20 protein-coding genes and 1 pseudogene are annotated in these 21,686 nt (G+C 63.3%); 3 read left to right on the forward strand and 18 right to left on the reverse strand.

Annotation, left to right across the window (positions count from 1 at the left end; all coding sequences use genetic code 11):
• Window positions 1-107 precede the first annotated feature (107 nt).
• The 11 genes from KTJ77_RS08250 to KTJ77_RS08300 form a co-directional block, all read right to left on the reverse strand.
• Window positions 108-2,348: a cation-translocating P-type ATPase gene (locus tag KTJ77_RS08250; protein WP_217337925.1), complete on the reverse strand. Its 2,241-nt coding sequence runs from the start codon at window positions 2,346-2,348 to the stop codon at window positions 108-110.
• Complete coding sequence (locus KTJ77_RS08255) at window positions 2,345-2,551, reverse strand: heavy-metal-associated domain-containing protein (protein WP_217337926.1); 207 nt, start codon at window positions 2,549-2,551, stop codon at window positions 2,345-2,347. The genes KTJ77_RS08250 and KTJ77_RS08255 overlap by 4 nt, the downstream gene beginning before the upstream one ends.
• Before the next feature lie 186 nt (window positions 2,552-2,737).
• Complete coding sequence (locus tag KTJ77_RS08260) at window positions 2,738-3,601, reverse strand: aldehyde dehydrogenase family protein (RefSeq protein ID WP_217337927.1); 864 nt, start codon at window positions 3,599-3,601, stop codon at window positions 2,738-2,740.
• Window positions 3,598-5,040 (reverse strand): aldehyde dehydrogenase family protein, encoded by a 1,443-nt coding sequence (locus tag KTJ77_RS08265; protein WP_217337928.1) that lies wholly within the window; start codon window positions 5,038-5,040, stop codon window positions 3,598-3,600. The genes KTJ77_RS08260 and KTJ77_RS08265 overlap by 4 nt, the downstream gene beginning before the upstream one ends.
• 7 nt (window positions 5,041-5,047) lie before the next feature.
• Window positions 5,048-6,055 (reverse strand): deoxyribose-phosphate aldolase, encoded by a 1,008-nt coding sequence (gene deoC, locus KTJ77_RS08270; protein WP_217337929.1) that lies wholly within the window; start codon window positions 6,053-6,055, stop codon window positions 5,048-5,050.
• Window positions 6,052-6,981, reverse strand: coding sequence for a sugar-binding transcriptional regulator (locus KTJ77_RS08275; protein ID WP_217337930.1), 930 nt, complete (start codon window positions 6,979-6,981; stop codon window positions 6,052-6,054). The genes deoC and KTJ77_RS08275 overlap by 4 nt, the downstream gene beginning before the upstream one ends.
• A 329-nt stretch (window positions 6,982-7,310) precedes the next feature.
• A complete protein-coding gene (locus KTJ77_RS08280; protein WP_217337931.1) occupies window positions 7,311-8,243 on the reverse strand; it encodes a bifunctional riboflavin kinase/FAD synthetase in 933 nt (310 codons plus the stop codon).
• The gene (locus tag KTJ77_RS08285; RefSeq protein ID WP_217338404.1) at window positions 8,240-8,653 is read right to left on the reverse strand and encodes a hypothetical protein; all 414 of its coding nucleotides are present in this window, start codon (window positions 8,651-8,653) and stop codon (window positions 8,240-8,242) included. Before KTJ77_RS08285 ends, KTJ77_RS08280 begins: the two co-directional genes overlap by 4 nt.
• 42 nt (window positions 8,654-8,695) lie before the next feature.
• Window positions 8,696-9,076, reverse strand: coding sequence for a hypothetical protein (locus KTJ77_RS08290; RefSeq protein WP_217337932.1), 381 nt, complete (start codon window positions 9,074-9,076; stop codon window positions 8,696-8,698).
• Window positions 9,073-9,972: a tRNA pseudouridine(55) synthase TruB gene (gene truB, locus KTJ77_RS08295; RefSeq protein WP_217337933.1), complete on the reverse strand. Its 900-nt coding sequence runs from the start codon at window positions 9,970-9,972 to the stop codon at window positions 9,073-9,075. Before truB ends, KTJ77_RS08290 begins: the two co-directional genes overlap by 4 nt.
• A complete protein-coding gene (locus KTJ77_RS08300) occupies window positions 9,972-10,601 on the reverse strand; it encodes a uridine kinase (RefSeq protein ID WP_217337934.1) in 630 nt (209 codons plus the stop codon). Before KTJ77_RS08300 ends, truB begins: the two co-directional genes overlap by 1 nt.
• A 47-nt stretch (window positions 10,602-10,648) precedes the next feature.
• Between KTJ77_RS08300 and KTJ77_RS08305 the strand changes: the two genes are divergently transcribed.
• From KTJ77_RS08305 to KTJ77_RS08315, 3 genes and pseudogenes are all read left to right on the forward strand, one after another.
• Window positions 10,649-11,560: an A/G-specific adenine glycosylase gene (locus KTJ77_RS08305; protein ID WP_367948869.1), complete on the forward strand. Its 912-nt coding sequence runs from the start codon at window positions 10,649-10,651 to the stop codon at window positions 11,558-11,560.
• Window positions 11,561-11,647: 87 nt separating this feature from the next.
• Window positions 11,648-12,985 carry an MFS transporter gene (locus KTJ77_RS08310; protein WP_217337935.1) on the forward strand — a complete coding sequence of 446 codons (1,338 nt, stop codon included), beginning with the start codon at window positions 11,648-11,650 and terminating at the stop codon, window positions 12,983-12,985.
• Window positions 12,986-13,208: 223 nt separating this feature from the next.
• Window positions 13,209-13,491, forward strand: a pseudogene (locus KTJ77_RS08315) (polyphosphate kinase 2); the annotation flags it as partial.
• A gap of 141 nt (window positions 13,492-13,632) precedes the next feature.
• Here the strand turns inward: KTJ77_RS08315 and rbfA are convergent.
• The 7 genes from rbfA to KTJ77_RS08350 form a co-directional block, all read right to left on the reverse strand.
• Window positions 13,633-14,067: a 30S ribosome-binding factor RbfA gene (gene rbfA, locus KTJ77_RS08320; RefSeq protein WP_217337936.1), complete on the reverse strand. Its 435-nt coding sequence runs from the start codon at window positions 14,065-14,067 to the stop codon at window positions 13,633-13,635.
• A gap of 107 nt (window positions 14,068-14,174) precedes the next feature.
• Window positions 14,175-16,952 carry a translation initiation factor IF-2 gene (gene infB, locus KTJ77_RS08325; RefSeq protein WP_217338406.1) on the reverse strand — a complete coding sequence of 926 codons (2,778 nt, stop codon included), beginning with the start codon at window positions 16,950-16,952 and terminating at the stop codon, window positions 14,175-14,177.
• Window positions 16,953-17,024: 72 nt separating this feature from the next.
• Window positions 17,025-17,297, reverse strand: a complete 273-nt coding sequence (locus KTJ77_RS08330; RefSeq protein ID WP_217337937.1) for a YlxR family protein — start codon at window positions 17,295-17,297, stop codon at window positions 17,025-17,027.
• Between the two features lie 70 nt (window positions 17,298-17,367).
• Complete coding sequence (gene nusA / locus KTJ77_RS08335) at window positions 17,368-18,357, reverse strand: transcription termination factor NusA (RefSeq protein ID WP_217338407.1); 990 nt, start codon at window positions 18,355-18,357, stop codon at window positions 17,368-17,370.
• Window positions 18,358-18,484: 127 nt separating this feature from the next.
• Window positions 18,485-19,537, reverse strand: a complete 1,053-nt coding sequence (locus tag KTJ77_RS08340; RefSeq protein WP_217337938.1) for a TIGR00730 family Rossman fold protein — start codon at window positions 19,535-19,537, stop codon at window positions 18,485-18,487.
• A gap of 41 nt (window positions 19,538-19,578) precedes the next feature.
• Complete coding sequence (locus KTJ77_RS08345) at window positions 19,579-20,595, reverse strand: hypothetical protein (RefSeq protein ID WP_217337939.1); 1,017 nt, start codon at window positions 20,593-20,595, stop codon at window positions 19,579-19,581.
• Between the two features lie 37 nt (window positions 20,596-20,632).
• Window positions 20,633-21,652, reverse strand: a complete 1,020-nt coding sequence (locus KTJ77_RS08350; protein WP_217337940.1) for a hypothetical protein — start codon at window positions 21,650-21,652, stop codon at window positions 20,633-20,635.
• Window positions 21,653-21,686 lie beyond the last annotated feature (34 nt).

Here is a 21,686-nt window from a genome sequence, read left to right on the forward strand (position 1 = left end):
GATCTTTCGCTGCCCATCTGCAGACTCCGCTTCAGCGGAAAGCATGATGGGGCGAGAGATTCCCCACGCCCCATCCTAGGCCAAACATTCCCAAAGGTCAGCGCTTGTTAGCGAAACGCACGAAGTCGCAGACTGTTGAGCACAACAAACACGCTGGAGAACGCCATCGCGGCGCCCGCAAGCATCGGGTTCAACAGCCCGAGTGCCGCCAGCGGGATGGCCGCAACGTTGTATCCGAATGCCCAAAACAGGTTGCCGCGAATCGTTGACATCGTCTTGCGCGAAAGCCGAATCGCGTCGGCGGCGGCCGACAGCGACTGCCGCACCAACGTGATGTCGCTCGCATGCATCGCGGCGTCGGTTCCGCCGCCCATTGCCAACCCCAGGTCGGCGGCCGCAAGAGCGGGTGCGTCATTCACGCCGTCTCCCACCATCGCGACCGACTTGCCTGCCGCCTGTGCCGCGCGCACGGCATCGATCTTGCCTTCCGGCGTGACACCAGAGGTGATGTGGGCAATGCCCACCGCGGTCGCCGCGCGCTGCGCTGCCGCCTCGTTGTCACCCGTGAGCATGCGAACTTCGACGCCAAGCTTCTGCAGCTGCTGCACCGCGAGTGCGCTGTCGTCGCGTACCGCGTCGGCGACAAACAGCACGCCTTCGATCGTTTCGGCGTCATCGCTCAGTCGCCCGGCAACGATTGTCGTGGTTCCGGCGGCCCGCACCGCGGCCGCAAGGTTCTCCGGCAGCGTCTCCAGCTCCCCCGCGTCCAACCGGCGAGCAAAAACGCGCACGCCTTCGACGGTTCCGCTGACGCCGCGGCCGGCAACCGATGTGAAATCGGTGGCGACCGGAACCTCGGTTGCGGCTGCCACGATCGCTCGCGCAACAGGGTGCTCAGAAGAGGATTCAACCGACGCTACGCTGCTCACGAACGCACCAGTGTCGACGCCGTCGACGGTGGCAACCGAAACCAGCGTCATGGTTCCGGTGGTGATGGTTCCGGTCTTGTCGGCAAACAGCGTGTCGATGCCTCCGGCCGACTCGATGGCTTCTGGCCCAGTGATCAGAATGCCCATTTGGGCGCCACGCCCGGTGCCGACCAAAATCGCGACCGGAGTCGCGAGCCCCAGGGCACACGGGCACGCAATAATCAGCACGGCCACGGCGGCGGTGAAGCCGGCGGCAACGGAACCATCAAACACCAGCCATGCAATGAGGGTGACGATGGACAGCACAATGACGACCGGCACGAAGACGCCCGAGATGCGGTCGGCGAGGCGCTGCACGGCGCTCTTACCGGTCTGCGCTTCTTCCACCAGGCGAGCCATCGCGGCCAGGCGTGTGTTCTCCCCCACGGCTGTTGCTTCAACGACGAGGCGGCCATCGGTCGCGATCGTGCTGCCTGTCACGAAGGAACCAGCGCTCACGGCGATGGGTTCACTTTCGCCGGAAAGCATGCTGGCGTCAACCGCGGCGGATCCAGAAACCACGACACCGTCGGTGGCAATCTTCTCGCCGGGGCGCGCGACGAAGCGGTCGCCAACCTGAAGGTCATCGATCGGCACGGTGGGGCCGTCGGCCCCGGCGACCGTCGCGAGCGTCACGGCCTTCGCGCCGAGGTTCATCAGGGTACGCAGGGCATCCCCCGCACGACGCTTCGAGCGATGTTCGATCCAGCGCCCGAGTAGCAGGAAGACGGTGACGCCTGCGGCAACTTCGAAGTAGACGAGCGACGTGGCATCGTGCACCGGACCAAACAGCACGACGTCGTGCGTCATGCCGATCTCACCCGCTGTACCGAAGAACATCGCCCAGACACTCCAGATCAGCGCGGCAGAGGTGCCCAGCGTGATGAGAGTGTCCATTGTGGCGGTGAAGTGGCGCGCGTTTTGGAAGGTGGCGCGGTGGAACGGCCAGCCGCCCCACATCACGATCGGCAGGGTCAGGATCATGGCCATCCACTGCCAGCCCGGGAATTGGAGGGCCGGAACCATGCCGGTTGCGATGACCGGGATAGCAAGAATGGCAGAGACAACGAGCCTGGTGCCGAGTTTGGTGCGGCCTTCGTCGGTGTGGTCGTGTTCGTCCATGGCGGCAGGCTGAGAGCCCACCGCACGGACGCGTGCGCCGTAACCTGCCGATTCAACGGCGGCGATGAGGTCATCATCGCTCACGCCGACCGGAATGGAGACCTTGGCTGATTCGGTCGCGAGGTTGACGGCCGCCTGCACACCCGCGACCGAGGAAAGACGCTTTTCTACCCGAGCCACACAGCTCGCGCAGGTCATTCCCTCGATGTCGAGAGTCGCGGCGCGAAGCTCGTCATCGGTGTGCAGTGCCGTACTCATGCGCGGCCTGCGAAGGTGTATCCAGCCTCGGCGACAGCCGCGGCCACTGCTTCGTCGCTCACGGCACCCGTCACGGTGACGGTCTTCGCGTCGAGGTCGACAACCGCGTTTTCCACACCGGCGACGCCGGATACTTCTGTCGTGACCGATCCTGCGCAGTGTCCGCACGTCATGCCTTCAACGCGGTAAACCTGGGTGGTCATGATGCTCCTTCTGAGGTCATTTCGTCGCGATGGGCTATCGCTCACTAGAGTCAAGTGTATACCCCCCTGGGGTATTCCCGATTGGTAGAAATTTTTCGAATCTCCGCGATTGCACGCTCGCGCTCCGGTTACGAGAACCACAAAAGCCCGGGAAGGCGGTGGCCTATCCCGGGCTTTCGTCGCGATTCAAATCATCGACTTGGTGTGCCACACGGTCTTCGTCTCGGTGAAGAACGTGATGCGCGACAACGAGGGTGCCGCAGCCGTCGCGCCGCGCTCGGGCGAAGACACCCGCTTGAGTGTTTCAGCGGCGCGCTGTTGCAGGTCGACCCAGTCCAGACCGTCGGCACCGACGAGGTCGAGCGCGTTGACGTCTTGGTGCGAAGCGAGCCACGGCGCCATTTCGGCTGGCGAACCGGTGAGCACGTTGACGACGCCGCCTGGCACGTCACTCGTGGCGAGCACCTCGGCAAACGAAATCGATGACAGCGGATACTTCTCGCTCGCGATGACGACAACGGAGTTGCCGGCAACCAGAGCGGGAGCCACGGCAGATACCAGGCCAAGAAGCGCAGAATCCTGCGGGGCGACAATAGCCACGACGCCCGTGGGCTCCGGAACCGAAATGTTGAAGTATGGGCCAGCGACCGGGTTAGCGTTACCGGTCACCTGAACGTACTTGTCACACCAGCCGGCATACCAAACCCAGCGGTCAATGGCTTCGTCCACCTGCGCGCCGGCAACGGCGGCAGTGACGCCCTCCTGCTGCACGATCTCGTCGACGAACTGCGCACGACGGCCTTCGAGCACTTCGGCGATGCGGTACAGCACCTGGCCGCGGTTGTAGGCGGTCGCTCCTGACCAGCCCTTCACCGCGGCGCGTGCTGCCTTCACCGCGTCGCGAGCGTCCTTGCGCGATGCCAGGGCCGCGTTCGCGAGAAACTCGCCGCTCGGGGAGGTCACCTCGTAGGTGCGCCCTGACTCGCTGCGCGGGAATGCGCCGCCGATCGCGAGCTTGTAGGTCTTCGGAACCGTGAGTCGCTTGCTCATGCGGATGCTCCCTTCAGGTACGCGGCGAGGCCGTGACGGCCACCTTCGCGGCCGTAGCCCGACTCCTTGTAGCCACCGAACGGGCTTGCGGGGTCGAAGCGGTTAAACGTGTTGGCCCAAATGACGCCGGCGCGCAGGCGGTCGGCAACGGCCAGAATGCGTGAGCCCTTGTCTGACCAAATGCCGGCCGACAGGCCGTACGGCGTGTTGTTCGCCTTCTCGATCGCCTCCGCCGGTGTGCGGAACGTCAGGATCGACAGCACCGGGCCGAAGACCTCTTCGCGCGCGATGCGGTGCGAAGCCTGCACGCCGGTGAAGATCGTCGGGGCGAACCAGAATCCGTTGTCGGGAATCTCGCACGCCGGGCTCCAGCGTTCGGCGCCCTCAGCCTCGCCAACCGCGCTGAGCTCGCGAATACGGTCCAGTTGCTCGCGGGAGTTGATCGCACCGATGTCGGTGTTCTTGTCGAGCGGGTCGCCGAGGCGCAGGGTCTCAAGGCGCGTCTTCAGGCGATCAACGACCTCATCGTGGATCGACTCCTGCACGAGCAGGCGGGAGCCCGCGCAGCACACGTGGCCCTGGTTGAAGAAGATGCCGTTGACGATGCCTTCGACAGCCTGGTCGAGCGGCGCGTCGTCGAACACAATGTTCGCGGCCTTGCCGCCAAGCTCCAGCGTCAGGCTCTTGTCGGTGCCTGCCACCGTCTTTGCGATTTCGCGGCCGACCGCGGTCGAACCGGTAAACGCCACCTTGTTGACGTCCGGGTGGCGCACGAGCGCCGCACCCGTGGTTCCGGCACCTGTCACGATGTTGACGACACCGGCGGGCAGCCCGGCTTGCTGCACGATTTCGGCAAACAGCAAGGCGGTCAGCGATGTGGTTTCGGCCGGCTTCAGCACGACGGTGTTGCCAGCGGCGAGCGCCGGCGCGACCTTCCACGCGAGCATCAGCAGCGGGAAGTTCCACGGAATGACCTGACCGGCAACGCCCAGGGCCTTGGGAATCGCGCCGAGGCCCGCGTAGTCGAGCTTGTCAGCCCAGCCCGCGTAGTAGAAGAACCAGGCGGCGACGAGTGGAACATCGACGTCGCGGCTTTCCTTAATCGGCTTGCCGTTGTCGAGGGATTCCGCGACGGCGAGCTCGCGAGCGCGCTCCTGAATGATGCGGGCGATGCGGAACAGGTACTTGCCGCGGTCGCGTCCGCTCATCTTCGACCACGTCTTGTCGAACGCGGTGCGAGCGGCAGCAACCGCCGCATCGACGTCGGCCTCATCGGCCATCGCGATCATCGCGATTTTTGATTCGTCTGCCGGGTTGATGCTGGCGAAACTGGTTCCGCTGCCCTCACGGAATTCGCCGTTAATGAAGAGTCCGTATTCGGACTGCAGGTTCAGCACCGAGCGCGACTCGGGCGCGGGTGCGTATTCAAGAAAGCTCATGCTGGCCTCACGCAATCGTCAGGTAGTCGGGGCCGGAGTAGTGTCCGGTGGTCATCTTCTGGCGCTGCATCAGCACGTCGTTCAGCAGGCTCGAGGCGCCGAAGCGGAAAAGGTGCGGAACCAGCCACTCCTCCCCCAGCGTTTCAGCGACGGTCACGACGTACTTGATCGCGTCCTTTGAGGAGCTAATTCCACCGGCCGGCTTCACGCCAATCTTCTCGCCGGTGAGCTTGTGCCAATCGCGCACGACCTCAAGCATGAGCAACGTCACCGGAAGCGTGGCTGCTGGCTGCACTTTGCCCGTTGATGTCTTGATAAAGTCGCCGCCTGCGAGAATCGCGAGCCACGAAGCGCGCTTGACGTTGTCGTACGTGTTGAGCTCGCCGGTCTCCAGGATCACCTTGAGCGACGCGTAGGATCCGTCGTCGCGGCGGCACGCTTCTTTCACCTGCACGATCTGGTCGTACACAAAGGCGTAGTCGCCGGCGAGGAAGGCACCGCGGTCAATCACCATGTCGATTTCGTCGGCACCGGCGGCAACGGCCTCAGCCGTGTCTGCCAGTTTGATCGCAAGCGATGAGCGGCCGGAGGGGAACGCCGTCGCTACTGCCGCGACGGAAATCTTGCCGTCGTCGGGGTCGCCGTGCATGGTTCCGAGTGCGGCAACAGCGTGCGGAACCATATCGCCGTACACGCAGACAGCGGCAGGGCGCGGGCAGGTGGCGTCAGAAGCGTCAGGGTGCAGCGCCTTCGCGACGAGCGAGCGCACCTTGCCGGGGGTATCGGCACCCTCGAGCGTCGTGAGGTCGATCAGCTCGATGATGCGATCAAGCGCCCACGCCTTTGACGTGGTCTTGATCGAACGGGTGCCGAGGGCAGCGGCGCGCTGCTCGAGGCCGACGGCGTCGACTCCTGGAAGGCCGTGCAAGAAGCGTCGCAACGCTTCGTTGCTCGGCTCGCCGCCGAGAATTTCGACTGCCCGCGCGCGCAGCGCCAGGTCAGTAGTGGTGTTCATTCGTTCTCCAACAGGTCACGGGCAGTGCCCTCGTCTGTAATGAGGATGGAGCACAGGCCGTTCACAACGACGGCCCGGGCAATGTCGCGCTTCGCTTCACCCGACACCACGAAGATGCCGCGTTCCGCGTTGCGCAGTGCGTCGAGTTCGAGGCCCAGGGTGCGGGCGTCGAGAGAGGGGTCAACGATGTTTCCGTTCGCATCGATATAGCGTCCGGTGATGTCACCAACTGCCCCCTTGCTGGCGAGCACGGCAACGTCGCTTCCGCGCAGGTAGCCGCTTTCGATGAGCGCGGAGTGCGAGTCATCGACGCCGGCCGAATACAGGTAGGCGTCCGCGCGACGGGCGAGATCGAAGACTTCGGCGACCGTACGGTCGGCCATGATTGCTTCTTTCGTCTCGCGGCGTTCCAGGATGGCGGGGCCTGGCAAGAGCACAACCTCGCCACGCCCCTTCTGCGCGATCGTCGATGCGAGCGTTGCCGCCGTGCCAGCGCGACGATTCAGCGTCACGCCACCGTTGATTTGCACGACGGTCACACCCGTTGCCCACGCTTCAGGCAGCCGGTCAGCAACGGCGGTGAGGGTACGCCCCCAGCTCACGCCAAGAATCTTCGGCACCGGACGCATGGCGGCGAGATAGTCGGCACCGGCTTGCGCAACAGCGCTCCCGGCATCGGTGCCTTCTGGCCGCGGAACCACGACGGCGTCCGCAAGGTTGAAGCGTTCGCGCAGATCGCGTTCCAAGCCGAGGCGGCGTGCGCGCGGGTGGATGATCTCGATCCGCACAATGCCCGCTTCGCGGGCAGCGGTCAGCAGGCGTCCCACTTTCCAGCGTGAGATGCCCAGGAGGGCGCCAACCTCATCTTGCGTCTTGTTCTCTTCGTAATAGAGTTCAGCGACGCGCACGGCAAGTAGCTCGTCCATCCCTTAAACGGTAGCCCCGCGTCGCGCGCGATTCAACATTAGTTGCGCACTTTGCACATATGAGCACCCCGCCCTGCGCACGCGCGCACCAGCGCGACCATCCCCTCCCCGGCCGCGCACGTGGTTCCGCCCCCACCAATTCGCGAAACACATTCTGGTCGGCGAAACCCCACCGGGCCGCATGTTTCTCGCCGACCAAAGTGTGTTTCGGCGGAGAAGGAGGGGGCCACGGAACCAGGGGGGCGGAACCAGGGCGCGGGTTGGGAGCGCCCGGAACCAGGGGGCAGGACCAGGAGGCGGGTTGGGAGTGGCCGGAACCAGGCGCTGGGTTAAGAGAGGATCTCGCGGGTGCGCGTGACGTCGTCAGTCATCTGCTCGATGAGTGCGGGAATGCCACGGAAAGCGACCATGCCACGAATCCGGTCGACGAACTCAACGACGACGTGCTGTCCGTACAGATCGAGATCGGTCTCGTCGAGCACATAGGCCTCAACCTGACGCATTTCGACGTCATCAAATGTGGGGTTAATCCCCACCGAAATCGCGGCACGGCGGTGCACACCGTCGGCTGCGCGAAGCCAACCCGCATAGACGCCATCGGCCGGAACATCGCCCTGACTCTGCGGGGAAAGGTTGGCGGTCGGAAAACCCAGTTCGCGACCGCGCTTGAGCCCATGAACAACTTCGCCCTCGACCGCGTGCGGGCGGCCGAGCAGACGGCCAGCGGCGGCAACATCGCCCTCAGCAAGCAGTTCGCGAATACGGGTGGACGACACGCGGTCGCCAGCATCTGTCACATCACCAACCGCATCGACGGTGAAGCCGAAGACCGTGCCCATGCGGCGAAGCAGCTCAGGGTCTCCTGCGCCGCGGTGCCCGAAACGGAAGTCGTGGCCGACCAGCACGGTCTTAGCGTGCAGGGTACCGACGAGAATTCGTTCGACGAACTCTTCGGCAGGTACGCGCGCCATGGCCTCATCAAACGTCAGAACCAAGACGGCGTCGATGCCGGTTCCGCCAAGCAGCTCAATTTTCTGGGCGAGACTAACCAGCTCTGTCGGGCACAACTCGGGACGCAGAATCGCAAGCGGGTTGCGGTCAAAGGTGACGGCGACTGTCTTCGCCCCCTGCGTGCGAGCATCAGCGATGGCCTTTTCCAGCACGAGACGATGGCCGGTGTGCACACCGTCGAACTTGCCGATTGCGACGACCGACGGACCAAAGTCTGCGGGAATCTCGTTCGGGTCGGTAAAGACGATCATGCCGCCACCCGTTCCGATGCCGTCGTGGCTGGTGCAGGTTTGTGTGTGGTGAGCCACCAGAGACCAAGCACCGGAAGAACCAGCGGAATCCAAACATATCCGCGGCCGTAGTACGACCACACGGTGTCGTGCGCGAACAGGTCTGGCATGACGATGCTGAGGGTGCCGATGACGAGCACGCCAACAAGTTCGAAGACAATCGCGATCCAGGCCACGATGTACCACCCGGAGCGGCCAGCAAAGATGAGGGCAAGCGTCGCCAGGATGTACACAATGGCTGATGCCGCCGACAGCGCGTACGCGAGCGGCGCATCGTTAAACTTCTCCGCAATCTGAACGAACGAGCGCCCGCTGGCCCCGAGCGCCATGATCGCGTACAGGATCACAAGGACACGACCGATACCGGTCATGCGCCGGCTTGCGGGCGTCAGTTCAGAAGTCACTAGACAATCTTAGGCTCCAGCAACGGACGCCCCGACCGTCCAGATGACTTCCATGCGCCACACCATGATCGCGACGGCCATGGCAACAACGCCCATGATGACGGTCGACCACTTTGTGCGGTCAACAAACGCCCACACCACGCCACCAACCGGCAACAGGACGGCCGAGATCAGGTACGTCCAAAACTCGAGCAGGCTCCCTGCCGGAGAGTTGCCAACGAACGGGGCAATGATCGCGATCACGACCTGGACGATCAGCAACAGCTCAACGACGACGATCGCTCCAACGGTGAGGTCGCTGGGAACCTTGCCGATCAACCCCATCACGATGCAGATGACTGCCGCGAGCGCCGCGATACCGATCAACGCGAAAGTAAACCCTGTGATCACGCCTGAACCTCCGGCATATTCATGATGCTTTTGATGGTGTCGGCACGTTTGTCGACGATACCGATGAGTTCGCCTTCTGGGTCAACAGCAGCGGCGGGATAGGTTGCCGAGCGGTCTCCCCCCGCAATCTTCTTCCCTTGGCGCAAGTCTCGCGCCTCGTCTGCGGTCGTTACCACGGTCGCCATCACGAGGCCCGCGGCTGTGGCAGGAGTGAGCGAGACGGAACCAATGGTGTCGGCATCGCTTGCCCCGCTCACGTCGAAAGGGCCGACGTGGGTGCGCCGCAATGCCGTGAGGTGGCCGCCGACTCCCAGCGCGTCGCCGAGGTCACGGGCGAGGGCGCGAATGTAGGTTCCGCTTGAGCAGTCCACGACGACGTCGAGGTCGATGAACGCGCCGTCGCGGCGCTCGGCGAGCACATCGAAGCGTGAAACGGTGACCTGACGCGACTTCAGTTCGACCTGCTCACCTGCGCGGACGAGGTCGTAGGCGCGCTTGCCGTCCACCTTGATGGCAGAAACCGAACTCGGAACCTGCAAAATGGTTCCGCTCAGTGCAGCAATGCCATCGGCAATTGCGTTGGCCGGCACACCTGACGCGTCAGCTGAGGTTGTGACCTCACCTTCCGCGTCATCGGTGGTGGTCGCTTGGCCGAGGCGAATCGTCGCCTCATACGTCTTGTCGAGCCCAACCAGGTACGTGAGCAGGCGCGTGCCGCCCTCGACGCCCAGAACGAGCAGGCCGGTGGCCATCGGGTCCAGTGTGCCTGCGTGACCGATCTTGCGGGTTCCGACCGCGCGGCGAGCGCGGCTGACGACATCGTGACTCGTCATTCCGCCCGGCTTATCGACCAGCACAATCTGCGCCGCAGGACGCGGCTTGTCATTCGTTAGCATCAGCAGAAGTCTCGATAAATCTGAACCGGCGCCGCAGCGTCAGTGTTGTCGACCATGACGGAAGCGGCACCCGCGGGCTTCGCGTTCTTCAGGTAGGTAAATTCCGCCTCTGTGTATGGCTGTTCGCTCGAGCGGCCCGCGCGGCGAGCAAGGGTGCCTTCTGCCGTCTCCAGCCAGATCGACCAGTTCGCCATGCCGCGAAGTTCCGGTGCCAGCACGCCGGTTCCGCTCACAATCAGCACCGCGTCTGACGGCGCCGTGACCCAGCGCGACTCCAGTGGAGCATCGCGATCGGCATCCCACGTGCCGAGCTGAAATCCACTCGTCGCCGAGTCCAGCGAGCCGCTCCGGAACGGATCGATCAGCGCACGACGCAACGCATCTTCATCAACGGTGACGCCGCGCTCAGTTTGCTCGGCGCGCGAGAGATGAAAGTCACGCAGACGGGCGTGAAAGGCAGCCGTGTCGGCCTCGTCAACGACCTCAGCAAAGAGCGATGCAAACGAATCCACGGCGGGCGCATCGATGCCGTCGATGAAGACAATGATGCGACCGGCCGGGTACAGCTGGCGCAGTTCACCGCGGAGCTCACGCATCAGCGTGGTCACGGGGTTAATGGGCAGACGCATGTTCCTAGCCTACGGCCCTCTGCGGGTCTCGCGCCTACAGTGGAAGGGTGCATCCTCTCGCTTCTCCGCTCATCGACTGGTACCGCGAGAATGCGCGCGACTTGCCGTGGCGTCACCCGGAATTTGGCGCTTGGGGCATTCTCGTCAGCGAGTTCATGCTGCAACAGACACCGGTGACCCGCGTGATTCCTCGACTCGAGGAATGGCTCACCCGGTGGCCGACGCCGGCAGATCTTGCTGCCTCTCCCCCGTCTGACGCAGTACGCGCATGGGCGAATCTCGGGTATCCGCGGCGCGCGATGTGGCTGCATCAAGCGGCGGTGGAGATCACCGACCGCCACGACGGCGTCGTACCGTGCGACGTAGACGCGCTGCTCGCACTCTCGGGCGTCGGCGACTACACCGCGCGCGCCGTCGCCGCCTTCGCGTATGGCGAGCGGGTTCCGGTCGTCGACACGAACACCCGCCGCGTGCTCGCGCGCGCCGTTGAAGGCAAGAGTCAGCCCGGCCCCGCCGCTAAGCGTGATCTCGCCGCGATGTCGGAGATCTTGCCGGCGGAACCGGTGGCTGCGCAACTGGTGAACGCTGCGGCGATGGAATTGGGCGCCGTGGTGTGCACCGCCCGCGCCGCACGTTGCGAACAGTGCCCACTGACGGCGCAGTGTGCCTGGCGCGCTGCTGGCTACCCCGATACCGGTGACACGCGCCCGAAGCAGGCCAAGTACGAGGGTTCTGACCGCCAAGCCCGCGGTGCTGTGCTCGCCGTGCTCCGCCGCACCCATGGTTCCGGCGTTCTCGTCGACGCCATCATTGCTGACTGGCCCGACCCCACCCAACGCGACCGCGCCATTTTGTCGCTGCTCGCCGACGGACTCATCGAAACCGACGGCGATATGGCCCACCTCGCCGGCGACGCGCCTCAAGCACGCGACACTGCGCCAGCGAGTGTGCGAGCGTAACGACGAAGACGACATCTCTCCGGCACGCCACCACACTCGACAACCACGGTGGTCTTGCGGTTGACCGCGAGGCGCAAGAATAGGGCGGTGACCTCACCCTCCGCTCAACGATCCGCGGCGCGCACATGGCTTGCCATGGTTCCGATGCTCCTCGGCGTTCTCATCGGGGCGCTCGCCATCAGCGCGACAACGACGGCGCTGCCTGCCATGCGTCAAGACCTCCACATGACAGACGCGGCCGCGATCTGGATTGTCGACATCTATCCCCTCGCACTCGCCGTCACCCTCGTGATCGCGGCCCGTGCTGGTGACCAATTTGGTCGACGCACGGTGATGGTTGTGGGTCTCGCTGGATTCGCACTGTTCAACCTGATCGGCGGAATGACTGACTCCGCGATCGTGCTGATTGCGATGCGAGCGCTGCTTGGCGCCAGCGAGGCAGCGGTCATCGCGAGCGTCGTCTCCACGATCGGAGCGGTTTTTCATCCGGGCGAGCGAGTGTTGGCCTACGGACTGTGGACGGCAACCTTCGGTGCCGGAAGCGCTTTCGGTCCTGTTGCTGGCGGAATCCTCGCGGCGGGCCCCGGTTGGCGGTGGACGCTTTACGGTGGTATCCCCCTCGCCATCGTGGCTCTCATTCTCGCGCTCCTTTTGGTTCCCAACACCCGAACCACGCGGCCGCCGCACTGGGATCCGCTGAGCATCGTGACGTCGATCATCGCGCTCGGCGGCATCGTGTATGCCCTGCAGCATGTGGCAACCCAGCCGCTGCCTGCGATCGCGATGGGCGTCGTCGGCGGTGTCTCTGGCGTTGTGTTCGTACGCCGCCAGCTCCGGCTCCATGACCCGTTCATCGACGTGGGGTTGTTTCGGATTCGTAGCTTTTCAGTCGCTTACCTTCGCATCATCGCGAGCACCGGAGCGTCGGCTGCGACCGTCTATCTGGTCAGCCTGCACCTCCAAGATGCACGTGGTGAAACCGCGCTGATGGCCGGCTTCGCGCTTCTGCCGCAGGCCATCATGATCGCACTCGGCGGCGTGCTTGCGCCGACTCTCCTGCGCTGGATGAGTAGCAATGCGCTGACGATCGTCGCCCTCGCCATCCAAGCCATCGGCTTGGTGTGGCTCGCCACTGACCCCGCAAGCCTCATGGTTCCGCTCCTGCTCGCTGGCTTCGGCTACGGCGTTATCGGCACGCTCACCGCCGCTGCGCTGTTCGACGCGACCGAGCCTGAGCAGGCCGGCCAGGTGGGCGCCATCCAAGAAGTCGGCTTTGCGCTGGGTAGCGGGCTGGGCGTCGCTGTGCTCGGAACCATTGCGGTTGTGAGCGGAACCATGAGATTTGCCTTCGCGCTCGGGGTCGGAGCCGCACTGGTCGGCATCGCTGCCGTGCTTGACCCACGCTTCACTCGAAGCTCAGGCTGACGGGCTGGCGGTACGGGTGATGTTGCCGCGTCCAGTTCGGTGCTCAGCAGTGATGACACTCCTGCACAAAACACCGCCCGACCTGATCAATTCTCCGTGGTTAGTAAAAGGATTAAAGGAGCGTTACCAGCGATATTGCGAAGGATCGTCATGAAGAACGAACCCACAAAGACACCCGAGTTCGACATCGCTGAGAGTGGCGCTGTCGACGTAACACCGGAGCGTCGTGGCTCTCGAAGTACCGACCGAGCGTGAGCTCTCGCAGTGGTCCTTTCAGCGCTATGTTGCCCACCTGCCCACCGGCGGCGAAAATCGTGTTGTTCGACCGCTCTTGGTATAACCGTGCCGGTGTCGAACGCGTGATGGGATACTGCTCACCGCAGCAGTACCTGGAGTTCACTCGCTCTGCGATTGAGTTTGAAGAGATGCTCGTGAACTCCGGTATTCACCTCATCAAGTTCTGGTTCTCCGTGGGTAAGGCAGAACAGCGCGCTCGCTTCGCCTCGGTTTACGACGACGGAGAGACGCCGACGGGTTCATTCCCGATCATCGGTCACTGAGATCACACAAGGGCCGCCTCGATAACATCGGGGCGGCCCTTGTGATGCAACCCGAGCGATTGCTATCGCTGCGCGGTCACGGCGTTCTTAGTCTTCGTCAGCGTCTTCGCGCGGCTTGAGATACGGGTCTTCGTCACCGGCGTACTGAGCCTTCGCGGCAAGACCCGCCACTTCGGCGTCGCGTTCGCGAGCCTCCCGAAGCAGGGCCGAAATGTGATCGGCCGTCTCCGGAAGCGCGTCGGAGATGAACTCCAGCGTCGGAACCAGGCGCACACCGAGGTGCTTGCCCACCTCCTTGCGGAGCATGCCCGTTGCCGCCGTGAGAGCCTCCGCACTTGACGCACGTTCTTCATCGGTGCCAAGCACCGTGTAGAAGACCGACGCGTGCTGAAGGTCGCCCGAGACGCGCACTTCTGTAATGGTCACGAAGCCGAGGCGTGGGTCGCGCAAACCCTTGTCGAGGCGTTCCGCAAGAATGACGCGGATGCGGTCGGCCAATCGTCCTTGACGTTCACCAGCCATGGTGTCCTCCTCTTGTGCCGCATGTGGCAACAGATCTGTTCGGAGCGTACTGCATGAGATGACGAGGCCGCGTGAGCCTTTCGACTCACGCGGCCTCGCATTAGACATTAAGCGCGGGGCTTCTCGACCATTTCGGTGGTCTCGATCTCGTCGCCAATCTGAATGTCGTTGTGCTTGCCAAGACCGATACCACATTCGAAGTCCGTACGAACCTCGGTGACATCGTCCTTAAAGCGACGCAGCGATTCGATCGCCAGGCCGTCTGCAACAACAACGCCATCGCGGATGACGCGTGCCTTTGCGTTTCGGGTAATGGTTCCCGAGCGCACGATAACACCGGCGATGTTTCCGAACTTGGAAGAACGGAAGACCTCGCGGACCTCTGCGACACCCGACTGAACCTCTTCGAACTCCGGCTTGAGCATGCCCTTAAGCGCGCTCTCGATGTCATCGATTGCCGAGTAGATAACCGAGTAGAAGCGGATGTCGACGCCTTCGCGCTGTGCGCGCTCGCGAGCTTTGACGTCCGGACGGACGTTGAAGCCAACGATGATGGCGTTGTCGATCGTCGCCAGGTCAACGTCGCTCGCCGTGATCGCACCCACACCACGGTGCAGAATGCGCAACTGAACGGAGTTGTCGACCTCGATCTTCAGGAGCGACTCTTCAAGGGCCTCAACAGCACCAGAAACGTCACCCTTAATGATGAGGTTGAGCGACTCGACCTTGCCCTCTTCGAGAGCACGGGTGAAGTCTTCAAGCGAAATACGCTTACGAGCCTTCGCGAGCTGAGCGTTACGGGCAGCAGCTTCACGCTTCTCAGCGATCTGACGTGCCGTACGGTCTTCCTCGGTCACGATGAACGTGTCACCGGCGCGCGGCACAGAGTTCAGACCCTGCACCTGGACGGGACGCGACGGGTATGCCTCGTCGACAGCCTCGCCGTTCTCGTCGATCATGGCGCGAACGCGGCCATAAGCGGTACCAGCAACAATGGCGTCGCCGACGCGCAGGGTTCCGGACTGGATGAGCACGGTTGCCACCGAACCACGGCCCTTGTCGAGCTTGGCTTCAATAGCGACACCACGGGCGTCCTTGTTCGGGTTTGCGCGGAGGTCAAGACCAGCGTCAGCCGTCAGCAGGACAGCGTCAACCAGTTCCTGGATACCGATGTTGTTGCGCGCCGAGACGTCAACGAAGATGACATCTCCACCGTATTCTTCGGCAACCAGACCATACTCGGTCAGCTGCTGACGAACCTTGGCGGGGTTTGCCTCTTCCTTATCGATCTTGTTGACTGCGACCACGATCGGCACATTAGCTGCCTGAGCGTGGTTCAAAGCCTCAACCGTCTGCGGCATGATACCGTCGTCGGCCGCGACAACGAGGATCGCGATGTCAGTGACCTGAGCACCACGAGCACGCATAGCGGTAAACGCCTCGTGACCCGGGGTGTCAATGAACGTCACTGCACGTTCGATGCCTTCGTGCTCGGTCCAGATCTGGTACGCACCAATGTGCTGCGTGATGCCGCCGGCTTCGCCCGAGACCACATTGGTCTGGCGAATGGCGTCGAGCAGGCGGGTCTTACCGTGGTCAACGTGACCCATGACGGTGACAACCGGCGGACGAATCTCGAGATCTTCGTCGTCTTCTTCAGCCAGCTCGCTGTCAAGGTCAAGACCGAAGCCCTCAAGGAGCTCCTTGTCTTCGTCCTCAGGCGAAACCATGTCGATCTTGTAGCCGAGCTCAGCACCCAGTACTTCGAACGTTGCCTCGTCGAGCGACTCCGTTGCGGTCGCCATCTCACCGAGGTTGAAGAGAATCGTGACGAGGGTACCCGGCTGAACCGTGTAACCCGTCAGGGCCTCAATCTTGTCTGCGAAGTCAGAAATCGACGAGCCGCGACGCAGGCGGATCGTCTCGCCGTTACCGCGCGAAACGTTGACACCACCGACGAGCGGCGCATCCCGCATTTCAAACTCTTGGCGCTTTGCGCGACGCGACTTACGCTGCTTCGACTTGCCGCCACCCTTACCAAAGGCGCCAGCTGTGCCACCGCGACCACGGCCGCCGGGGCCAGGGCGACCGGCGAAGCCGCCGCCACCACCGGGACCACCGGTTCCGCCTGGACGCTGGAAACCGCCACCGCCACTACCGGGACGACCGGCACCACCAGCGCCACCAGGACGCTGCTGGAACGGTGCACCGGGACGACCGCCGCCACCACCGGGACGACCTGCGCCAGCGGGGCGCGGGGCACCCGGACGCGGGGAGCCGGGGCGCGGAGCCTGCGGACGCGGGATGTTACCCGGCGTCGGGCGCTGGCCCATGCCCTGTGCGGAAGCAAAGGGGTTGTTGCCTGGACGGGGACCAGCGGGACGCTGACCCATACCCTGCGAAGAAGCAAACGGGTTATTGCCTGGGCGTGGAGCACCACCGGGACGAGGTGCCGGTGCCGGAGCCTTCGGTGCCGGGGCACCGGGCTTCGGTGCGGGCTTCGCAGCCGTAGCGCCACCTTCGGTCGCCGGCTTTGCAGCAGGCTTAGCCGCGGGGGCTTCAGCAACAGGCGCTTCAGGCGCAGGTGCCGACTTCGGCGCGGGCTTGGGGCCAGGCTTCGGGCCAGGCTTAGCTGCGCCTGCGGCGGGCTTCGCTGCGGCGGGCTTCGCAGCCGCCGGCTTAGCCGGAGTCTTAGCGGCAGCATCAGCTGCCGGAGCGGGAGCGGCGGACGCCGCGGCGCCCTCCGCCTCGAGCGCAGCGCGAAGCTTACGCGCGACGGGGGGTTCGATCGTTGAAGAAATACTCTTCACGAACTCGCCAAGTTCTTTCAACTTGGCCAATGCATGCTTACTGTCTACTCCGAATTCGGAGGCAATTTCATGCACGCGTGGTTTGGCAGCCACTGATTCTCCTGTCTGGGTCTACCCAGGCAGGGCAGACCTATTGGCGGACGGGTCTCATTTCGAGCCGTTCACTTTGTTTCCATAGCCGTTCAGCCGTTTCTCGATGGTCTGTGTGTCGGGCGAACCCGATACTCGCAGTGCCCGCACGAACGCTTTGCGTTGGATGGCCTTGGCGAGGCATTCGGCCTCGTCATGCACCCACGATCCTCTCCCGCCCAGCGCCTTCCGCTCGTCGATGACGAGGCGGTTTTCGTGGATGGTGACCCTCAGAAGCGAGGAGCGAGAATCGTGTGATCGGCATCCGACACACGTTCGTACGGGTTCCATCTTACACCTCCCCCGCGTTTACTCGCGCGCCGCCAGCGGTGCGGCGGGGCGCGAGGCGCGGATGCGTGGGCTAGTTCTCGTCGAGAATCGAGTCCGGCTGGATGTCGATCTTGGCGCCGGTGAGCTTAGCGGCCAGACGTGCATTCTGACCTTCCTTGCCGATGGCGAGAGAAAGCTGGTAGTCCGGAACGAGGGCGCGAACGGCCTTCGTCTGTGCGTCCAGAATGAAGGCGCTCGTAACCTTGGCGGGCGAAAGCGCTTGCGCGACGAAGGCAGCAAGCTCGGGGTTGTAATCGATGATGTCGATCTTCTCGCCGGAGAGTTCTTCTGTGACGGCACGCACGCGGCGACCCATCTCACCGATGCATGCACCCTTCGCGTTGATCGACGAGTCCTTGGCGACGACGGCAATCTTGGTACGGTGGCCGGCTTCACGAGCGAGCGACACGATCTCAACGAGACCCTGCGCGATTTCCGGAACCTCGAGTGCAAAGAGCTTGCGGACGAGACCCGGGTGGGTGCGTGACACGGTGATCTGCGGACCCTTGTTGCCCTTAGAAACGCTCGTCACGTACACACGCAGGCGCGAACCGTGAGTGTATTCCTCCGTGGAGACCTGCTCTTCTGGGGGCAAGATCGCCTCGACCGTGCCGAGGTCGACGTGGATCATCTTGGGGTTCGGGCCCTGCTGAATGACACCGGCAACGATGTCACCTTCCTTGGCACGGAACTCACCGAGAACCGCGTCGTCAGCAATGTCGCGCAGACGCTGGCTGATGACCTGCTTGGCTGCGAAGGCGGCGATGCGACCGAAGTCAGCTGGCATCGTCTCTTCTTCACCAATGACCGCGCCCTCTTCGTCGGTGACAGGAATGTACACCGCGACGTGGCCGGTCTTGTGGTCAAGCGATGCGCGAGCGCCGTCGGGAAGTTCGTCGTCTGGCGACGTGTGCTTGGCGTAGGCGGTCAACACGGCCTGCTCAATAATGTGCGCAAGCTCAGCGAAGGGAATTTCCTTCTCACGCTCGATCGTGCGTAACAGCGAGAGATCAATGTCCATAACGGCCTCCGTATTTAGCTCTGGCCCTGGTGGGGGCATCGAACTATTCTAACGGATGCCTCCGCACTCGAAATCTCCACACCCTTCCCATGGCATCTCTCTGGCTCCACACGACCTCCTGGAAGGGTTAGGCACCGATAGACGGGAGCTGATTAATTGCGTTAACGAGTTGGAAGAGCGACCCGACCTTGAACTGGTTAAGTACCAGCGCGATTCGCGGCAAATCAAGCTTGTCGCGGTCTGCCTTCTCGGGAGCAAACGGTGCCACTCGGCGAATCGCACCCTCCTTGAGCAGAAACCCGAAGCGTTCGTTGAGATCGGCGATCTCCGCGTCCGTCGGTTCATGCTTCAGTCGCAACACGAGCGTGTCGCCGACCCAGCGGAGTGAGTCGTAGTTGCGCCAGAAGCCGACAATGGCAGCGTGCGCTTCTTCGACCGAATCGGTGATCAGCACGCGGTCCAGGTCGTCAGGAGAGATGACACCCGCAGGCATCATGGTGTCACGAATGTAGTGTTCGAGGTTCTTCCAGAACACTCCCCCTGGCTCATCGAGCAACACAATCGGCACGGGCTCTGCCTTACCGGTCTGCTGCAACGTGAGCAGTTCAAACATTTCGTCGAGGGTTCCGAAGCCGCCGGGAACGCAAATGAAACCGGTCGATTCCTTCACCAGCATGAGCTTGCGAGTGAAGAAGTACTTCATCGCAACGTGCTTCGGGTCTTGTCCGATGATCTCGTTGGCCTTCTCCTCGAACGGCAGACGGATCGAGACACCGATCGACATGTCAGGGCCCGCACCCTCGGCTGCGGCCTGCATGATGCCGGGGCCAGCACCGGTGACGACCATCCAGCCGTCGCGCGCGAGGGCAGCGGCCGCATCGTGGGCGGCGCGGTAGGCGGCAGAATCTGGCTGCGTGCGAGCGGAACCAAAAATCGTCGCCTTGGCAACGTCGTGATACGGCGCGAAGAGTCGGAAAGCGTTGCGCATTTCGATGAGCGATGCCGACGTGATCTTGAGGTCGAGACGGTCGGTGTCGTCCGTGCCGAGCTGCAGGCCTGACGTCAGGATGCGGCGGATGAGCGTGCGGTTGTTGGAGATTCCCGCGTCACCGATGAGACGATCGATGTCGTCAATGAGTTCAGGTGTCAGGTCGTTCTCAGGGATATCCGTCGTGCTCATGCCTCCACCCTCTCACCCCCCAGGTGGCGAAGGGGTGAATGCTAGGGCGCGAGCGCGTCGATGAGTTGCTCAGCAACCCAGGTGAATTCGGTCGGCGCGAGCTCATGGGGTGCCGCGACCGCAACCGTGTTGGTTCCGTCGGTGGCAAAAATGCCCATGTTGCCCTCTGCGACAAACGGCATGACGACCTCCGCGGCTTCGCCGTTCGCGATCTGCACCGGCACACCCTTGCCCCTGATGACGCCGTCGTCGAAGGCGACGGCTCCTCCGGGTACGACCGTGACGCTGAACATCAGCTCGACACCCAAGCTCTCCGGATCGGAGCTGGGCATCGAGAAGGTGCAGAAGTTGCCGAGCGTTGCATAGAGCGGGGCCAGGAGCGATGAGTCTGCCGTGTCTTCGACCACCAGCGTGATCGGCGAGCCGTCGGGCGGAACGAGAAGCTCGGCAAGATCCGCGCAGGCAATGGGCGGTCTCGCCCATGTCGAAGCCGTCGCCTGCGGAACCACGGGTTGCGGCAGCGCGTCGCCGCGCTCCGCGGCTTGCGTAAGAAGGCCTTGAATGATGGCAGGGTCGTCGCTGGTCAGGCTTCCGAAGGTGACCATCGAGTACCAGCCCTGCGAAGTGAGCATGGTTGCTTCGCAATTGTTTTCTACACACTGCGCGGCATCAACGACAGAATCCGGTGCCGCTACCACGGGAAGGGCCGTCAAGACGACGACGGCGCCGAGATACATGTCGTCGGCCCACCATGTGCATTTCACGCCGCCAAGCGCTTCTTCTTGCCCAACCGACCAGTTCACGCCGAGGTCTGTCATGGCATGGTCGAAGGCAGTGGCCAGCTCGATGTTAGAGAACGCGTTCGTGCAATCGCCGTTGAACGCGTAAACCGGTTCGGTGTCGGTGGGCGACGGTGTGGGTGATGCGCTCTCCGATGGGGCGCTCGTGGTGGTGGGCGCTGCAGAGCTCGTGCTCGGTGTCGGGCTCGATGCGGGCCCGCACGCGACCAGTGACAACATCGCGACGAGCGCCGCCCCACTCCACACCAGTTTGCGCATTCGACTCACTCTCCCGAGTTAGACGAAAGTATGCGCGCTAGGGTGCAAGCCCGTCAATGAGTTGCTCTGCTACCCATCCGAAATCTGACGCCTCAGCATGCATCGCGACCTCAATCGCAACGGTGTTCGTTCCGTCTGTCGCAAAAACAGCCGAACTGCCCTCGTAGATGATTGGCATCAAAACTGCGGCGGCCTCGCCGTTAGTAATTTCCAGCGGCGTGCCTTTACCGCTGATGACTCCAGCGTCGAATGCGACGGCGCCTCCCGGCACGACGGTAACGGTGAAGCTGACCTCATTACTCGTGCCGTCCGGATCGGGGTTGGGCATAGAAAAGTTGCACTCCTTGCCGAGCAGATCATAGAGCGGCCGCAGGAGTGAGTCGCGCTTCGGGTTCTCGCCCTCGTTTGTGATCGGCGAGCCATCGGGTGCGGCGATCAGCACTCCCAGGTCGACACACTCAGGAGTCGGCCGTTCCCACGTCGCCGTCGTCACTGCAGGGATCACCGGCGCCGGCAGCGCATCGCCGCGGTGTGCTGCCATTTCGAGGAGAGACTGAGCAACGCCCGCCTCTTCGCTGGTCGCGCTCCCGGAGACGGTTATGGAGTACCACCCTTGCGCTGTGACCATGGTCGCTTCACAGAAATATCCGCCTGAGCATTCCACCCCTTCGACGACCTCGTCCGGAACAACTGCCGCAGGTAGCGCCGTGAGAACCACGATGGCACCCAGCTTCCCGTCGTCCGACCACCAGGTGCACTTCAAGCCTCCGTACGATTCCTCTTGACCGATCGACCAGTTCACGCCATGGTCGACCATCGCGACACCGAAGATCGCACCGAGTTCAGCGTCGGAGAATGCGTTCGTGCAGTCACCGTTGAACGAGTTGGTCGCGACAGCGGCGGTCGACGACGGCGTCGGTGACGCGCTCTCAGATGGCGCGCTCGTGGCTGTCGGCGCCACAGAACTTGCACCCGGTGCGGGGTTCGGTACTGGCCCACACGCAACCAACGACAACACCGCTAGGACGGTTCCGATACCCCACAAGCTTCTTCGCATAGCCAAATCATAGGGTCAACGGAACCGTTTGCGT

Source organism: Microbacterium sp. NC79 (assembly GCF_019061125.1).
Lineage (GTDB): Bacteria > Actinomycetota > Actinomycetes > Actinomycetales > Microbacteriaceae > Microbacterium.

What these genes read in the sequence shown, in the direction of transcription:
- KTJ77_RS08260 (WP_217337927.1), bottom strand. Translation starts at nt 3,601, where the DNA reads ATGAGCAAGCGACTCACGGTTCCGAAGACCTACAAGCTCGCGATCGGC.
- nusA (WP_217338407.1), bottom strand. Translation starts at nt 18,357, where the DNA reads ATGGACATTGATCTCTCGCTGTTACGCACGATCGAGCGTGAGAAGGAA.
- KTJ77_RS08255 (WP_217337926.1), bottom strand. Translation starts at nt 2,551, where the DNA reads ATGACCACCCAGGTTTACCGCGTTGAAGGCATGACGTGCGGACACTGC.
- KTJ77_RS08265 (WP_217337928.1), bottom strand. Translation starts at nt 5,040, where the DNA reads ATGAGCTTTCTTGAATACGCACCCGCGCCCGAGTCGCGCTCGGTGCTG.
- rbfA (WP_217337936.1), bottom strand. Translation starts at nt 14,067, where the DNA reads ATGGCTGGTGAACGTCAAGGACGATTGGCCGACCGCATCCGCGTCATT.
- KTJ77_RS08275 (WP_217337930.1), bottom strand. Translation starts at nt 6,981, where the DNA reads ATGGACGAGCTACTTGCCGTGCGCGTCGCTGAACTCTATTACGAAGAG.
- KTJ77_RS08330 (WP_217337937.1), bottom strand. Translation starts at nt 17,297, where the DNA reads ATGGAACCCGTACGAACGTGTGTCGGATGCCGATCACACGATTCTCGC.
- truB (WP_217337933.1), bottom strand. Translation starts at nt 9,972, where the DNA reads ATGCTAACGAATGACAAGCCGCGTCCTGCGGCGCAGATTGTGCTGGTC.
- KTJ77_RS08300 (WP_217337934.1), bottom strand. Translation starts at nt 10,601, where the DNA reads ATGCGTCTGCCCATTAACCCCGTGACCACGCTGATGCGTGAGCTCCGC.
- KTJ77_RS08345 (WP_217337939.1), bottom strand. Translation starts at nt 20,595, where the DNA reads ATGCGCAAACTGGTGTGGAGTGGGGCGGCGCTCGTCGCGATGTTGTCA.
- KTJ77_RS08250 (WP_217337925.1), bottom strand. Translation starts at nt 2,348, where the DNA reads ATGAGTACGGCACTGCACACCGATGACGAGCTTCGCGCCGCGACTCTC.
- deoC (WP_217337929.1), bottom strand. Translation starts at nt 6,055, where the DNA reads ATGAACACCACTACTGACCTGGCGCTGCGCGCGCGGGCAGTCGAAATT.
- KTJ77_RS08285 (WP_217338404.1), bottom strand. Translation starts at nt 8,653, where the DNA reads ATGACCGGTATCGGTCGTGTCCTTGTGATCCTGTACGCGATCATGGCG.
- KTJ77_RS08340 (WP_217337938.1), bottom strand. Translation starts at nt 19,537, where the DNA reads ATGAGCACGACGGATATCCCTGAGAACGACCTGACACCTGAACTCATT.
- KTJ77_RS08280 (WP_217337931.1), bottom strand. Translation starts at nt 8,243, where the DNA reads ATGATCGTCTTTACCGACCCGAACGAGATTCCCGCAGACTTTGGTCCG.
- KTJ77_RS08350 (WP_217337940.1), bottom strand. Translation starts at nt 21,652, where the DNA reads ATGCGAAGAAGCTTGTGGGGTATCGGAACCGTCCTAGCGGTGTTGTCG.